The organism is Lysinibacillus composti (assembly GCF_016908465.1).
GTDB classification, from domain to species: Bacteria; Bacillota; Bacilli; order Bacillales_A; family Planococcaceae; genus Ureibacillus; species Ureibacillus composti_A.
The window spans coordinates 1-15,118 of record NZ_JAFBDY010000032.1 but is presented as its reverse complement, the minus strand read 5'-3'; the positions used below and the strand labels follow the sequence as shown (position 1 = coordinate 15,118).

Sequence of the window (15,118 nt, the reverse complement as noted above, 5' to 3'; positions counted from 1 at the left end):
GTAGTAGATGATAATAAGGGGTGAGCAAGTGAAGACTGTATTTTCGTATATTAAACCTTATAAAGTACCTGCAATGATTGCATTTAGTTTGATGCTCATTGAAATGTTTGTTGAGCTTTTTCAACCATTAATTATTGCCAAAATTATTGATGAAGGGATTTTGCTAAACGATTCAGGTCTGATTTGGAAATGGGGAATTATACTAGTCATTTTTGCATTATTAGCTTTCACGAGTGGTGTCGTAAATTCCTATTTTTCTTCCCATGCTGCGCAAAGTTTTTCCTACGATTTACGTAATGCATTGTTTGAAAAAATCCAATCATTCACGATAGCTACATATTTAAGATTTCCTACATCAGGCTTGATCACAAGGCTAACGAACGATGTACAGCAAGTGCAAAGTATCTTCTTTATGAGCTTGCGGATTATGCTACGAGCACCACTTGTTGTATTAGGAAGTTTAATTATGGCGTTTTTCGTCAATGCCAAAATTGCCTTTATATTATGTATTTCTACACCGATACTAATCATCTTTTTAGTTGTAATGGTACGGAAAGGCGTTCAGCATTTCGGACAAGTTCAACGTGGTGTGGATCAAGTCAATCGAGTGTTACAGGAAAGTTTACAAGCTATCCGGCTAGTAAAGGCATATATGCGCGGTACATATGAAATGAAACGGTTTGAACAAGTCGCGGATAACCTAAAATTCGATACAATGAAGGCTCTACGCGTAATGGAAATCATTATGCCAGTGTTGCTGTTTTTCATGAATTTAAGTATGCTTGCCGTCTTATGGTTTGGATCTAAAGAGGTTAGTAGCGGCAATGCACAAGTGGGTGAGCTAGTAGCGGTAGTAAACTATGCGATGCGAATTACAGGTAACTTTTCCATGTTTGCTTTTATTATTATGGCTTTCTCCCGGGCGAAAGCTTCTGCTGAACGTATTGAGGAAATTTTAATTCTTGAAGGAGCAACAGAGGAAACTAAAGAAGGTACATCTGTGACACCATTTGAGGAAGTTGGATTAATCCGTTTCGAAAACGTTACATTTACTTATCCAAATACTGATCAACCGGTGCTTAAAAATATCTCCTTTACAGTAAACCCTGGTGAAAAGTTAGCGATTCTAGGGGCAACAGGTTCTGGAAAGTCAACTTTACTTAGTTTAATCCCTCGTTTTTACGAACCAACTTCTGGTGATGTTTATATTGGTGGTCGTAATAGTAAAGAGTGGGATTTGGAGCACTTACGTTCGATCATTGGATACGTACCTCAGCAATCCATGCTTTTTACAGGTTCAATTACTGAAAACGTTAGTTGGGGAAAACAGAATGCCATATTGGGTGAAGTAATAGAAGCTGCTACAAAGGCACAAATTCATTCATCCATCGAAAAATTTCCTCAAGGTTATAACACGCGTGTTGGTCAAAAGGGTGTTAATTTATCTGGTGGTCAAAAACAACGATTATCGATTGCACGTGCTTTAATTCGTCATGCTAAAATTCTAATTTTGGATGATAGTACGAGTGCGCTTGATGTAAGAACTGAAATGGCTTTGTGGGATGCGCTTGAAGAAGAGGGGGCAACTAAATTAGTGGTTACCCAAAAAATTCAAACTGCAAAAGGAGCAGATCGTATTTTATTACTCGATGAAGGGCGAATTGTTGCCAATGGTACCCATGATGAACTATTAAAGGGAAGTACTGAATATAAGAAAATTGTTATGTCACAGCAAGATCGGGTAGGTGAAGCGTAATGAATTTCATTCGAAAACCTTTTGGCTATGAACCTGTGCTTTCCAAAGATGACTTAAAGAAACCGGTGAAAAAGAAGAAAGGGCCTCGAGCAAATGATTGGAAAAATACATTAGCCCGTATTTGGAGATTCGTTGATGAAAAGCGGGGCTTACTAATTCTTGTGTTGTTTATGGTTGTAATCAGTTCAGTTCTTTCATTACTTGGACCATTTTTAATTGGGCATATTGTTGATGAGTATATTTTAAAAGGGAACTTCAAGGGTATGGCGCATATTCTTCTGATGTTAATTGGAGTATATATAGTATTGCCGGTCACTTATTTCCTGCAGAATTACTGGATGATTGGGATTGCCCAACAAACCATTTATCGATTGCGTACGGGTTTGTTTAGCCAATTGTTACAATTACCTGTTTCATTTTTTGATAAAAGACAGCATGGAGAATTGATGAGTCACGCTACAAATGATATTGAAACGGTAAGTTCCACTTTAAATAGTTCTTTCATTCAAGTATTTTCAAGTATTTTGACGTTATCTGGTACAGTCATCGTCATGCTTTATTTAAGTCCATTATTAACACTTTTAACGATGGTCATTATTCCACTTATGTTTACTGCTATGCGGTTTATTACGAGAAGAACGAGTAAGTTATTTAAGGAACAGCAAGTCGCACTTGGTGAATTAAACGGAATGATTGAAGAAACGATTTCAGGACAACGAATAGTGAAAGCCTTTTCTAGAGAAGAAATGGTAAAAAAAGAGTTTCGTGAAAAAAGTGAGCACTTGAGACGTACAGGATTTTGGGCTTTAACATACTCAGGCTATATTCCTAAAGTCATGAACTTCTTAAATAACTTTAGTTTTGCGATTGTGGCCGGGATAGGAGGGCTACTTGCTTATCACGGTTTTGCAACAGTAGGTACGATTGTTATTTTTACTGAATATGCTCGCCAATTTACACGTCCGTTAAATGAGCTTGCTAACCAAATTAATACTGTATTATCCGCAATTGCAGGAGCTGAAAGAGTATTCCGGGTTATGGATGAAACAGCAGAAGAAGATAATGGGAAAATAGATGAACGCCACCAACTTCGTGGAGAAGTCGAGTTTAGGAATGTTTTCTTTAAATATGAATTATCGGAAGAGGCGCAAACCTTGAAGGATATCAATTTCCATGTTCAACCGGGTCAAACAGCGGCATTTGTCGGAGCTACTGGTGCAGGGAAAACAACTATTATGCAATTAGTAAGTCGTTTTTATGATGTGGAAAATGGTGAGGTTTTATTTGATGGGGTCAATGTTCAACACTTAAAACGCAAAACACTTCGGGAGCAAATGGCTTTTGTTTTACAAGAACCGTATTTATTTGAAGCAACTGTTTATGAAAATATCCGTTATGGACGATTAGATGCGACGGATGAAGAAGTAATCGAAGCAGCCAAAAAAGCGAATGCTCACGATTTTATTATGAAATTGCCCAATGGTTATCAAACCGTGTTAAAGTCAGACGGTAGTGAAATATCACAAGGTCAAAAGCAGCTATTATCGATTGCTCGTGCTCTTATAGCAGATCCAGTTATTCTATTGTTAGATGAAGCGACTAGCAGTATCGATACTGTAACAGAAGTAAAAATTCAAGAAGCCTTAGAGATTCTGATGCGTGGTCGCACGAGTTTTGTTATTGCTCACAGACTAAATACAATTCGAAACGCAGACGTTGTGTTCGTTATGCAGGAAGGAGTAATTATAGAATCTGGTACTGAAAAGGAGTTAATCCAAAAAGAGGGCATTTATGCAAATATGCTTAAACAATCTGAGACTCGTTAATGGTATGATGTAAAATAGGAAACTTCGATATTTTATTACTAGACTATAGATTTAATGGAATTGGAGCCGAAGAATGAACATATCAATTATTACTGCATCATTCCCGATAGATGAAGAGACATATAATGAGGTAAAAGCATTAACTGAAGATGCTAGTGTTTTAGACGGATCTCCTTATTTAAATATGTTAAATCTCTTTGCTTCACGTAATCCAAAAAGTCGCGGCTTTTTCATTTTGGCTTACGATGATACTACAAATAAATTAGTTGGCGTAATAGGCGCTATTGACCAAATTGGACTCAATACGTACGAATGGTCAATGTTAGTCGACCCAATGTATCGAAAAATAGGCATTGATGAGGCTCTTCTCCAAGTTTTAAGCGAAGGTTTAATTCAGCGGGAAGCAGAGGGTGAACTTGCTATTATAATTGAGACCGATCGATATGGTCGCAAGTTGCTTGAAAAGCATGGATATTCTTATAGTTTTTCAGAGGCGACATTCGAATCCAAAGCGGAAGTGTCTCAACCTGCTTCTGAAGATCTCCTTATTCGTCAATATAACGAATGCGATCAAGAGTCGGTCATTGAAATTTTAAGTGAAGCCTTTGGAGATTTACGTGAAGAGTCAGTTGAATTAATCGATTTTAATACAACGACAGAAGGTATCATTTTATGGGTAGCAGAACAAAACGGGCAAATTGTTGGTACGATAACTTCTACGAAAGAAGGCGAAGTACAATGGATTACCGCTTTAGCTGTATACCCTACAGTACAGGGGCAAGGGATTGGAACTGCTTTATTGAAGTGGGTAAAAGATTTTGCGTTTCGAAATGGTGATAAAAAAGTTATGCTTGATGTTGAAAGTGAAAATGAACGTGCTTTAGGCGTTTATAAGAAGGCAGGATTCTCTAAGGCCGTACAGTTTGATTATTTTATTTATACAGGTTAATAGCTATTTTATTGCTGCCCACGAATCGATAGTAGATTTGTGGGCTTTTCAGATGGATGGTGTGTGGGAATTTTCCAACCCCACATGTAAGTACGCTGGTCGCACGTAACCCTCAAACCTCGCACGTAAACACCAAAAATGCATTTCAAAAGTCAGCATACATTGAGGAAATTAATAAATTTGTTATAATGTATGAGGTTTGACTTGTTAAAGAACTAGTAGATTTACATATTAAAAAGTAGGGAAGTTGAATAGATATATGAAAAAAGAGATGAGTTCTGCAAAATTAATGTGGAAGATGACAAGGCCGCATACGTTAACAGCAACGTTCGCACCGGTCATCTTGGGAACTGTGATGGCCCTTTTTGTAGCAGATATTAATTGGTTATTATTTATTGCCATGATGGTAGCATGTTTAGCATTACAAATTGCTACTAACTTATTTAATGAATACTATGATTTTAAACGCGGATTGGATACAGCAGAATCAGTTGGTATCGGTGGCGGGATTGTCCGTCATGGTTTAAAGCCTAAAAATGTCTTAACCGTTGCCGTACTACTTTATGTAGTAGCAGCCTTCATTGGTGTGTATATTTGTATAAGTAGTAGCTGGTGGTTAGTTGTGATTGGCCTATTTGGAATGGCCGTTGGATACTTTTATACAGGCGGGCCACTTCCAATTGCATACACACCGTTTGGGGAATTATTCTCAGGTTTATTAATGGGGACAGGCTTTGTATTGATTTCATTCTTTATCCAAACGAATACTGTGACATCTTGGTCGGTGATGATCTCAATTCCAATTGGGATTTTAGTTGGTGCAATTAACATGTCTAATAATATTCGAGATATCGATGAAGATATTAAAGGTGGAAGAAAAACACTTGCGATCCTCCTTGGAAGAGAAAAAGCAGTAATGGTGCTAGCAAATGCCTTTGTTATTTCGTATCTTTGGATCGTCATTCTTGTTATGATAGGCGATATAAGTCCTTGGACGTTACTTGTGTTATTAAGTTTGAAAAAGCCCATCTCTGCAATTCAAGGATTTAATAAGGGCGTAAAAGAACCCCAATATATGCGAGTGGCTATGAAGTCAACAGCCATAACAAACACTTTATTTAGCTTACTATTATCTGTTGGATTATTAATCAGTTATTTATTTTAATATAGAATGAAAGGTATCTCTACTAGTTGTAGGGGTACCTTTTTTCGCGTTGCGGCAACACGGATATGATAAATATCATATTCAGTTTATTACATATTCCTCTATTTACTTCCAACCGAAGTGCTATAGTTAAATAGAGAGGTGATAGGAATGATACAGCCTACAGTCGAACAAAATGGGTATAGCGTAAAAGAGGAATTTTGGAATGGAATGACTCATGGAATAGGGACATTGTTAACCGTTCCTGCGACGGTTCTACTCGTTCGTAAAGCATTAAACATTGGTTCAACAACGGAATTAGTCAGCTACATAATTTTTGGAATCTCTATGTTTTGTTTATATTTAGCATCTACCCTATATCATGTATTACCGACACATAAAACACTTTTAAAGAAACTAGATCATAGTTCAATCTTTTTACTTATTGCAGGGACATATACACCGATTGCACTTGTGGCAATAGGTGGGAGAACAGGTTGGACAATTTTTGCGATAGAATGGATATTAGCGGTCACGGGGATAATTTTAAAACAATTTTTTGTGTACCGATTTAAGATCCTTTCACTCCTCGTATATATCGGAATGGGATGGCTCATTATATTTGCCTATAAACCATTAACCCAGAACTTCTCAGCAGGAGGATTTTTAACTTTACTAGCTGGGGGCTTAATTTATACAATTGGTACTTATTTTTATAAAAATAAACGAATTCCGTACAATCATGCAATTTGGCATGTGTTTGTAATGGGTGGAAGTGTAGCGATGTTCTTGGCTATCTACTTCTTTGTATAGAATATAATGAAAAGGCTTGAACTATAGGGTTCAGGTCTTTTTTAATATTTTCGATTTCATTCTTCTTAGTATGATTACATCACAATTTTTAAGTTGTAATGAAAAAAATCTCGAATTCGAGATAAAATTCTTGAAATAATTTTATTTGAGTAGTACAGTGCTGATAAGGATAATTTAAGTCACCGTATATTTAACCAGCAAGAGGGGGAGTAAAACATGCATAAAATTTTAGGGCATCATCATATCTCGATGATCACAAAAAATGCAAAAAGGAATAATCAATTTTATCAAAATGTCCTTGGTTTACGTAGAGTAAAAACATCCGTTAACCAAGATGATCCCTCCATGTATCATCTGTTTTTTGGTGATGTAACTGGAAGCCCAGGTACAGGGTTAACATTTTTTGAAATTCCAATGGCAGGTTCAACACATCGTGGAACCAATGCAATTACTCAGATTGGTTTACTTGTTCCAAATGAAGAAAGTTTAGTCTATTGGAAAAAGAGATTTGATTTACTAAATGTAAAACATCAAGAAATTACAACTTATGCTGGAAGAGAAGCACTTCCGTTTGAGGATCCAGAGGGGTTAAGATTAATTCTAGTAAATAATAATGGAGAGCAAATACCAGAAGAGTGGGCGCTTTGGGAAGACTCCATCGTGGCTAGGGAACATCGTATTCTTGGGATGGGTCCAATTGAAATCACTGTAAAAAATCTAAATAAATTAGCAAGTACGTTAACAGAAGTGTTTGATTACGTGGAAGTAGAGCGCACAGACAAATGGTCTAGATATCAATCGATTAAAGAGCAAACTTTTGGAGAAATTGTCATTAAACAATTGGATGGACCAAAAGAAAGAGCCGGTCGGGGAAGTATCCATCATCTCGCGATACGTGCAAAAAATGAAGAAGAGCTAAAGTTTTGGGAAGAAAAAGTAAAAGAGCGCGGCTATCAATCATCTGGTATCGTTGACCGATATTACTTTAAAAGCATATACTTCCGAGAATCAAATGGTATTCTAATTGAAATTGCCACAGATGACCCAGGATTTACTGTGGATTCAAGTGTAGAATCTTTAGGGGAAAAGTTAGATCTGCCACCTTTCCTTGAAGAAAAGCGAGCTGAAATTGAAGCTAAATTAGAGCCCCTAGATGATTAAAATAGTTAACTTGCATCTCTAGTGAAGGAAGGTTCTCTGGCTAACCATTCTTTTTAAATTGTCAATATGGTTGACAGAAATTTGAAGATTGAATATAGTAAAATCAAAAACTCACAGGAGTGAATTGATGGGCTACCAATTAAAAAATCTCGATATTGTCGATTTAATTAGTGAACGTCATGTTCAACTTCGAGAATTTCTTGAAAACCAATGGAATAATTTTAGCGACATAAGGATTTCGAATACAGAGTGGTTTATTCTTAATAGAATTTATGGAAATCAGCCCACGATTGCATCGATTACGAAAAGTGCTAATATTACCCGACAAGCGACTCATAAAAACGTCAAGAGTCTAGAAGCGAAGGGGTTAGTAGAAATAGTAAATGCAGAGCGAAATAAAAGAGATAAGTGCATACGGCTAACACCTCTTGGGGAAAGGTGCTTTGAAAAATATAGAGAATTAACTGAAGAACTCGAGCGGAAGCTTACCTTAACCATTGGTGTAGAACGGATGAAAGTATTAATAGATGCTTTAAAAATGGATTGGGAATTAAATTAATTAAAAAGTTACTTGCAGAAAAATTGGCCTGCAAGTAACTTTATTTTGTTTAATCTGCTTTAAATATTTGATCTATTACTTGAACTTCTTCAAGAGACAGTTGAACCTCTTCTGTCTTTAAATTATTTAACACCTGTTCTGCACGTTTTGCACCGGGAATCACAGCATCGATTGCTTCTTGTGTCAAATACCATGCAAGTACAACATTTGACACTTCCACACCTTTTGAATCTGCGATTTCTTTAATACGCTCAACTTTTTCAAGGATGTTAATGAAAGCCTCACCTTGGAAGTGTGGATGCTTTTTACGTGCTTCTGGAATCACTGAATCTTTCGTATATTTACCTGTTAATAAACCGGAAGCAAGTGGGAAATAAGGAATGAAAGATATGTTATTTTTTAATGTATAAGGGAAATATGTTTTCTCAGCCTCACGATTAATTAAATTATAATGCCCTTGGAAGACATCTACATAGCCATCCTTATTTGCCTCTTGAAGCTGTTCAATTGAAAAGTTGGAAACGCCAATTGCGCGGATTTTCCCTTCATCCTTCAGTTGTTTTAATGCGCCAACTGCCTCGTCTTTTGGTGTATCTTGGTCAGGGAAGTGGATATACATTAAGTCAATATAATCCGTTTGGAGTCGTTTTAGACTTTTTTCTACCTCTTCACGTAAAAAGGCAGGTGAGTTATCTACCACAATGTTTCCGTCTACGAGTTTATGAGCGACTTTTGTTGCAATAACAAGATCTGAACGATTTCCAGCCTCTTTAATTACTTCGCCAATCAATTCCTCAGATCGACCAATTCCATATATAAATGCAGAATCGATAAAATTAATACCACGATCAATTGCAGTACGAACCAACTGTTTGCCTTCTTGCTCATCTAAGTTTGGAAATAAATTATGTCCACCTACAGCATTTGTACCCAGACCTAGTGGATTAACGAATAAATCTGTCTTTCCCAATTGCACCTGTTTTAGCATTAGCTACACTCCCCTTTTAATGAATAGCCTGTAAATCTAGTTGTCTACTCTACTTTATTTATAATCTAAATAGTTAATGAAAATCAAATTAGGGACATCGGGGACAGGTACCGCGTCCCATTTTTCACTATACAACGAAAGGGTGGGAGTCGAATATGTAGCACTCATAAAGTAGGAAAGGGAAATAATAATGTTATAACCTTCATGTTTAGAGCGGTAATTATAATTGCCAATGAAATTACTGATCGATTTACATAATTATATTGAGTCTTTTAAAAGCGAAAATAAGTGTATGGAATGTTACCATGATATTAATAAATTTGTACACTAACGACAAATAAATAATTTAATATGTGGGAATTTATAGATGAATGATATTTAACGTTAATTGCTTTGGATATTCGTCAACTGAACAGAAACATCCTTGGCGATAAAAACTCTAGGGGGAAATAGTATGAAACTAAGTGTATTAGATCAAGCACCAATAACAAAAGGTCATACTGCACAGGATGCGCTTAACTATGCTGTAGAATTGGCTGTAGTAGCTGAAGAGTTAGGGTATGAACGAATCTGGATGGCAGAGCACCATAATACAAATGGATTTGCTAGTTCTGCTCCTGAAATTACATGCTCGTATATAGCTGCAAAAACTGAAAAAATCCGTATTGGTACAGGCGGAACGATGGTAATGCATTACTCACCATACAAAATGGCAGAAGTATTTAAATCGTTAAGTGCTCTTGCACCAGGACGTATTGATTTTGGTGCTGGGCGTGCACCTGGTGGAGATCATTTTGCAATGTATGCATTAGCCGAAGGACGACAACCAGAAGTGAATCATTTATATGAAAAAATCAATCACACGCTTCAATTTATAAAAGAGGAAGCACCGTTAATTCCTTACTACAATAAAGTGATTGCCTCCCCACAACATATTGTGCTTCCTCAAAGTTGGTTATTGGGTTCAAGTGGAAATAGCGCAATTCAAGCAGGAAAAATGGGAATGGGCTATTCTTATGCTCAGTTTTTCAATGGATACATGAATAGACAAGTGTTTGACGCATACAGAGAAAATTTCGTACCTTCTACGTTTATGGAAAAACCTGAAATTATGATTTCTTACTTTGTAACGGTTGCTGAAACGAAGGAAGAGGCAGAATATGAAGCAAAACCAGCTGATATTGCTCGACTGTTATTTATGCGTGGTCAGGTAGATTTATTACGTATGACACCTGAAGAAGCAAAGGATTATCCTTTATCTGAAATGGACCGAATGTGGATAGAAGATACACGTTATCAACATTTAGTTGGAACTCCAACAGAAGTAGCTGATTTTTTAAGACAAGAGCAACAAACTTATGGTTTTGATGAAGCCATGATTTGTTCGATTCCACACTCACAAGAAACTCGATTAAATGTTTATCGTTTATTAGCGAAAGAAATGCTTCATTAATACGATTTGCAATCCTATTAAATCAGCACAATATTTTTAGTATTTACCGAAAATCCAATGTTATTTTAGGAAATAGTTAACTTGATTTCTAAAGTATCAAAATGAATGGATGAGCCATTCTAATCTCACAAGGAGGTGAGAGAAATGGCTTCTAACGGTAATAACAAATTAAACGTACCTGGTGCACAAGCTGCAGTGGATCAAATGAAATTTGAGATTGCACAAGAATTTGGTGTAAATCTTGGACCAGAAGATGCTGCACGTGCGAATGGTTCAGTAGGTGGAGAGATTACAAAACGCCTTGTTCAAATGGCTGAAGCGCAATTAAGAGGTAACAATAACCAACAATAATATAAGGATTGGTGGCTAACGAAAAGGTTAGCCACCAATAAAATGGCCACTATTGTTTAAGCATTGTGGCGAAAGAAGTGGGTGCCTCACATTTGATGAGGTACCCACTTTTTATGTTGTAAAACTATCACCCCTCGTAACAAAAATTCCTCTACATATCATGTTCAAATCTTACTTTATTACAAGCATCTTTTCCGACAAAATATAAAAAAATTGCTAACTTATAAGCCTATATGACCACCGAAACCCCATTATATGGATATGGTACTTTCCATTTTTTTATATTAGAAATAATTTTCTTTTCAGTTGTTTAATTATGAAAAAAAATCACAATACTCAACTAATACAAGGGAAATATTAGTAACAACATAGGAGGATTCAACATGAGTAATGAAAAAGAAAAACAAGGTGTTTCTCGGCGTGACTTTTTGAAAACTACTGGGATTGCAACAGGTACTTTAATTGGTGGGGGAATTATTGGTGGACTAGTAGGTTACAACGCCAATAAAGGCTCCGGAAAAAATGAAAAAACTGGAGAGACTCAACAAGGTCAAAATCATGAAATCAATGTTGGTCTTCAGCACTTTAAGACAATGAAAAGTTTTAATATATTATCTCAAGCAACAGAGCGAATTTTGCCCGAAGATGATTTAGGACCGGGTGCCATTGGGTTAGGTGTTCCCTACTTCATTGATAACCAATTAGCTGGTGCTTATGGGATGAATGCAAAGGAATATATGCAAGGTCCATTTGAAGATGGTGCGGTTACACAAGGTTATCAAAGTAGGCTTACTCGTGCCCAAATCTTTGACCAAGGAATTGCAAAACTTGAGGAAGAAGCTCAATCCAGATTTAAGAAAGGGTTTGAGGAATTAGAACCCGATCAGATGGATGAAATATTAACAGCTTTCCAAAAAGGGGAAGTGAAAATGGAAGCAGTGACCTCTATGTTTTTCTTTACACTACTTCGTCAGGCAACACTTGAGGGAGCATATAGTGATCCAATCTACAATGGTAACCGAAATATGGAAGGTTGGAAAATGAAAGGGTTCCCAGGTCACCAATATAGCTATGCTAAAGATATTGAAAGTAAAGAGTTTATTGAATACAAACCGCAGTCAATTAGCAGTATGACTCATAAATAGATAGGAGTAATAATCATGGCTACTACATTAGATAAAGTTGATGTTCTAACAGTTGGTGTTGGTTGGACAGGTGGTATTGTGGCTGCCGAATGTGCAAAATCAGGCTTGAAAGTTCGGGGATTAGAGCGTGGTGAAGCCCGTGGTACTGAAGATTATTCAATGGTACACGATGAGTTTCGTTATGCAATCCGTTATGAGTTATTTCAAAATTTATCTAGGGAAACGATTACGTTCCGAAATAATAGGCAAATGAATGCGCTACCGATGCGAATGATGGGTTCTTTCCTTTTAGGTGAAGGATTGGGAGGAGCTGGTACGCACTGGAATGGGCAAAACTGGAGATTCCTACCTTACGATTTTGAAATAAAATCCCAAACTGAAAAGAAATATGGTAAGGATAAAATCGGAAAGGACTTTTTACTTCAAGATTGGGGAATCACCTATGATGAACTGGAACCCTATTTCACTAAATTTGAATATACTGCTGGTATTTCCGGTGAAGATACGAATCCATTTTGGGGAAAGCGGTCTAAACCTTTTCCAACACCGCCGATGAAAAAAACACCGATTCTTGAGAAATTTGAAAAAGCAACGACAAACCTGGGGTATCATCCGTTTATGATGCCGTCTGCAAATTTATCCGAACCTTATGAAAACCCTGATGGTTCAACGATTGCTGCATGTCAATATTGCGGTTTTTGTGAAAGATTTGGCTGTGAATATGGGGCGAAATCTTCTGCAGAAATAACTGTTGTTCCAACCGCTTTGGAAACAGGGAATTATGATATTCGTTACCATTCCAATGTAGTTGAGGTACTAAAAAAAGGAAACAAAGTAACTGGAGTACGATTCTATGATACGGTAACGGGTGAGGAATTTATTCAGCCCGCCGATGTAGTTGTATTGACATCATACGTATTAAATAATGCGAAATTACTAATGGTTTCTAATATTGGAGAACAATATGATCCAGATACAGGTCGCGGAACACTTGGTAAAAATTATTGTTATCAAATTTTACCTGGAGCAACTGGATTCTTTGATGATGAACAATTTAACACTTATATGGGTGCAGGCGCACTAGGAATGACAATTGATGACTTTAATGGAGATTCATTTGATCATTCAAAACTGGACTTTATCCATGGAGCAAGTCTTTCATTAACTCAACCGGGGCTACGTCCAATTGCCTTTAACCCTGTTCCTCCAGACACACCTGCTTGGGGTGCGGAATTTAAAAAGGCTTCCGTACATTACTATACAAGAGCATTAAGCATTGGTGGACAAGGGGCTTCTATGCCATATAAGGAAAACTATATGTCTCTTGATTCAACTTATAAGGATGCCTATGGCGTACCATTATTAAGATTGACTTATAACTTTACTGATCAGGATCGTGCACTTCATAAGTATCTTTCTGAGAGATCTGCTGAAATCATGAAAGAAATGGGTGCAAATACTATTGCTCCGGCAAATCCATTAACTGATTATGATATTGTCCCTTATCAAACAACACATAATACGGGCGGAACTGTTATGGGTAATGACCCTGCAATAAGTGTTGTGAATACGTGGTTGCAACATTGGGATGCTGAAAACTTATTTGTTGTAGGAGCAGGGAACTTCGCGCATAATAGCGGCTACAATCCAACAGGAACTGTAGGTGCACTGGCATATCGCTGTGCAGAGGGGATTATCAAATATAGTAAAACAGGCGGCAGTCTTGTCTAATAAATAGGAGGGATTAATATGGGTGGTTTAGGTTCTATTGGTGTTCCTGGGTTAATCATCATTTTAGTGATTGTACTGATTGTTTTTGGCCCTAAGAAACTTCCTGAAATCGGTGGCGCTGTCGGTAAAACGTTATCCGAATTTAAAAAATCAGCTCGAGAAATTATGGAAGACGATGAAGTTGAAAAAAAGCCCGTTTTAAAGGAAGTAAAGAAGTCCGATGAAGCATCGTAGGTGATTTAGATGGATCCTTATGGCTACAATAATTTAAGTCCATTGGATAAAAAAAAGAAGCAGGAATCTGTTGAAGAGGTAGAAACGGTAAAGGACTCTAAAGAAACTACTGATTTGATTGAGCAAGTGAAAGTCGAAGTTGAAGTAGAAGAAAAAAATGAATCAGTATGGAACTTGGATGGAAACAAGGAGTCTTGGTATGACCATATCTTTGAGTTAAGGAAGCAGCTTATAAAAAGTGTAATTGTATTTTTAGTGCTATTTATTATTGTCTTCTCTACCATTAACTTTTGGTTGCCATTGATTACTAAGGGGCACAAACTCGTTATATTAGGCCCCTTAGAAGTAATTAAATCTTATACTTCTATTTCTGCTACTTTATCCTTAGGATTATCGTTGCCATTAATTTGCAATTTTTTATGGCAATTTGCAAAGCCAGGTCTTTATGAAAGAGAACAGAAGTTTATTGGGCTTTACTCACCAATTATGTTAATACTCTTCTTATTTGGCCTTGCATTTGGATATTTCGTTGTAAATCCAATGAGCTATCACTTTCTGATAGGTCTAGGTGAAAAGAATTTTGATATGCTGATTACTGCAACAGACTATATTCATTTCCTCATTATGACTACTGTACCAATTGGGTTACTTTTTGAATTACCTGTTGTAGCCCTCTTTCTATCTTCGATTAGTATATTAACATCAGAAACGATGAAGAACATCAGAAAGTGGTCGTATGTAATTATGGGAGTTTTATCAGCTCTTATCACACCACCTGATTTTATTAGTCAATTATTGATTTTAGTTCCGATGGTTGGTTTATACGAATTGAGTATTTTTATTGTTAGAAAAGCTGAAGAAAAAAGAATATCAAATTCTCCAATGACTGAAGAAGCACACTAATACTAGTGTGCTCAGATTGTCGACAAAAGGCCTTCAGAATGGTTTCATTCTGAAGGCCTTTTGTCTTTTTGAGATTTTCCGGGTATTTTTCAGTCTTATTTTAAA

Annotated in this window: 14 protein-coding genes; 13 read left to right on the top strand and 1 reads right to left on the bottom strand. The window is 36.7% G+C overall.

The features are described from left to right. The first annotated feature begins 28 nt into the window (after window positions 1–28). The 7 genes from JOD29_RS18705 to JOD29_RS18675 all read left to right on the top strand — a co-directional run bounded on the left by JOD29_RS18705 (window position 29) and on the right by JOD29_RS18675 (window position 8,208). Window positions 29–1,756, top strand: a complete 1,728-nt coding sequence (locus JOD29_RS18705; protein ID WP_124766863.1) for an ABC transporter ATP-binding protein — start codon at window positions 29–31, stop codon at window positions 1,754–1,756. Further along, a complete protein-coding gene (locus tag JOD29_RS18700; protein WP_124766862.1) occupies window positions 1,756–3,582 on the top strand; it encodes an ABC transporter ATP-binding protein in 1,827 nt (608 codons plus the stop codon). Before JOD29_RS18705 ends, JOD29_RS18700 begins: the two co-directional genes overlap by 1 nt. Window positions 3,583–3,655: 73 nt before the next feature. After that, window positions 3,656–4,531 carry a GNAT family N-acetyltransferase gene (locus JOD29_RS18695; protein ID WP_124766861.1) on the top strand — a complete coding sequence of 292 codons (876 nt, stop codon included), beginning with the start codon at window positions 3,656–3,658 and terminating at the stop codon, window positions 4,529–4,531. Between the two features lie 259 nt (window positions 4,532–4,790). Continuing rightward, the gene (locus tag JOD29_RS18690) at window positions 4,791–5,696 is read left to right on the top strand and encodes a 1,4-dihydroxy-2-naphthoate polyprenyltransferase (RefSeq protein WP_124766860.1); all 906 of its coding nucleotides are present in this window, start codon (window positions 4,791–4,793) and stop codon (window positions 5,694–5,696) included. A gap of 150 nt (window positions 5,697–5,846) precedes the next feature. Beyond that, a complete protein-coding gene (trhA, locus tag JOD29_RS18685) occupies window positions 5,847–6,488 on the top strand; it encodes a PAQR family membrane homeostasis protein TrhA (protein WP_124766859.1) in 642 nt (213 codons plus the stop codon). Between the two features lie 216 nt (window positions 6,489–6,704). Continuing rightward, window positions 6,705–7,649 carry a ring-cleaving dioxygenase gene (locus JOD29_RS18680; protein WP_124766858.1) on the top strand — a complete coding sequence of 315 codons (945 nt, stop codon included), beginning with the start codon at window positions 6,705–6,707 and terminating at the stop codon, window positions 7,647–7,649. Between the two features lie 127 nt (window positions 7,650–7,776). Beyond that, complete coding sequence (locus JOD29_RS18675) at window positions 7,777–8,208, top strand: MarR family winged helix-turn-helix transcriptional regulator (RefSeq protein ID WP_124766857.1); 432 nt, start codon at window positions 7,777–7,779, stop codon at window positions 8,206–8,208. A 49-nt stretch (window positions 8,209–8,257) separates the two neighbouring features. Here the strand turns inward: JOD29_RS18675 and JOD29_RS18670 are convergent, their stop codons facing one another. Next, complete coding sequence (locus JOD29_RS18670) at window positions 8,258–9,196, bottom strand: aldo/keto reductase (protein WP_124766856.1); 939 nt, start codon at window positions 9,194–9,196, stop codon at window positions 8,258–8,260. A gap of 454 nt (window positions 9,197–9,650) precedes the next feature. On the opposite strand from JOD29_RS18670, the gene JOD29_RS18665 reads away from it, so the two are divergent. The 6 genes from JOD29_RS18665 (at window position 9,651) to tatC (ending at window position 15,013) form a co-directional block, all read left to right on the top strand. Next, window positions 9,651–10,649: an LLM class flavin-dependent oxidoreductase gene (locus JOD29_RS18665; protein ID WP_124766855.1), complete on the top strand. Its 999-nt coding sequence runs from the start codon at window positions 9,651–9,653 to the stop codon at window positions 10,647–10,649. Window positions 10,650–10,793: 144 nt separating this feature from the next. Next, the gene (locus JOD29_RS18660; RefSeq protein WP_124766854.1) at window positions 10,794–11,000 is read left to right on the top strand and encodes an alpha/beta-type small acid-soluble spore protein; all 207 of its coding nucleotides are present in this window, start codon (window positions 10,794–10,796) and stop codon (window positions 10,998–11,000) included. A gap of 383 nt (window positions 11,001–11,383) precedes the next feature. After that, window positions 11,384–12,145, top strand: coding sequence for a gluconate 2-dehydrogenase subunit 3 family protein (locus JOD29_RS18655; protein WP_124766853.1), 762 nt, complete (start codon window positions 11,384–11,386; stop codon window positions 12,143–12,145). 15 nt (window positions 12,146–12,160) lie between these two features. After that, complete coding sequence (locus JOD29_RS18650; protein ID WP_124766852.1) at window positions 12,161–13,876, top strand: GMC family oxidoreductase; 1,716 nt, start codon at window positions 12,161–12,163, stop codon at window positions 13,874–13,876. Between the two features lie 18 nt (window positions 13,877–13,894). Next, window positions 13,895–14,110, top strand: a complete 216-nt coding sequence (tatA, locus tag JOD29_RS18645; protein ID WP_124766851.1) for a twin-arginine translocase TatA/TatE family subunit — start codon at window positions 13,895–13,897, stop codon at window positions 14,108–14,110. 9 nt (window positions 14,111–14,119) lie between these two features. Continuing rightward, complete coding sequence (gene tatC, locus JOD29_RS18640; RefSeq protein WP_124766850.1) at window positions 14,120–15,013, top strand: twin-arginine translocase subunit TatC; 894 nt, start codon at window positions 14,120–14,122, stop codon at window positions 15,011–15,013. Window positions 15,014–15,118 lie beyond the last annotated feature (105 nt).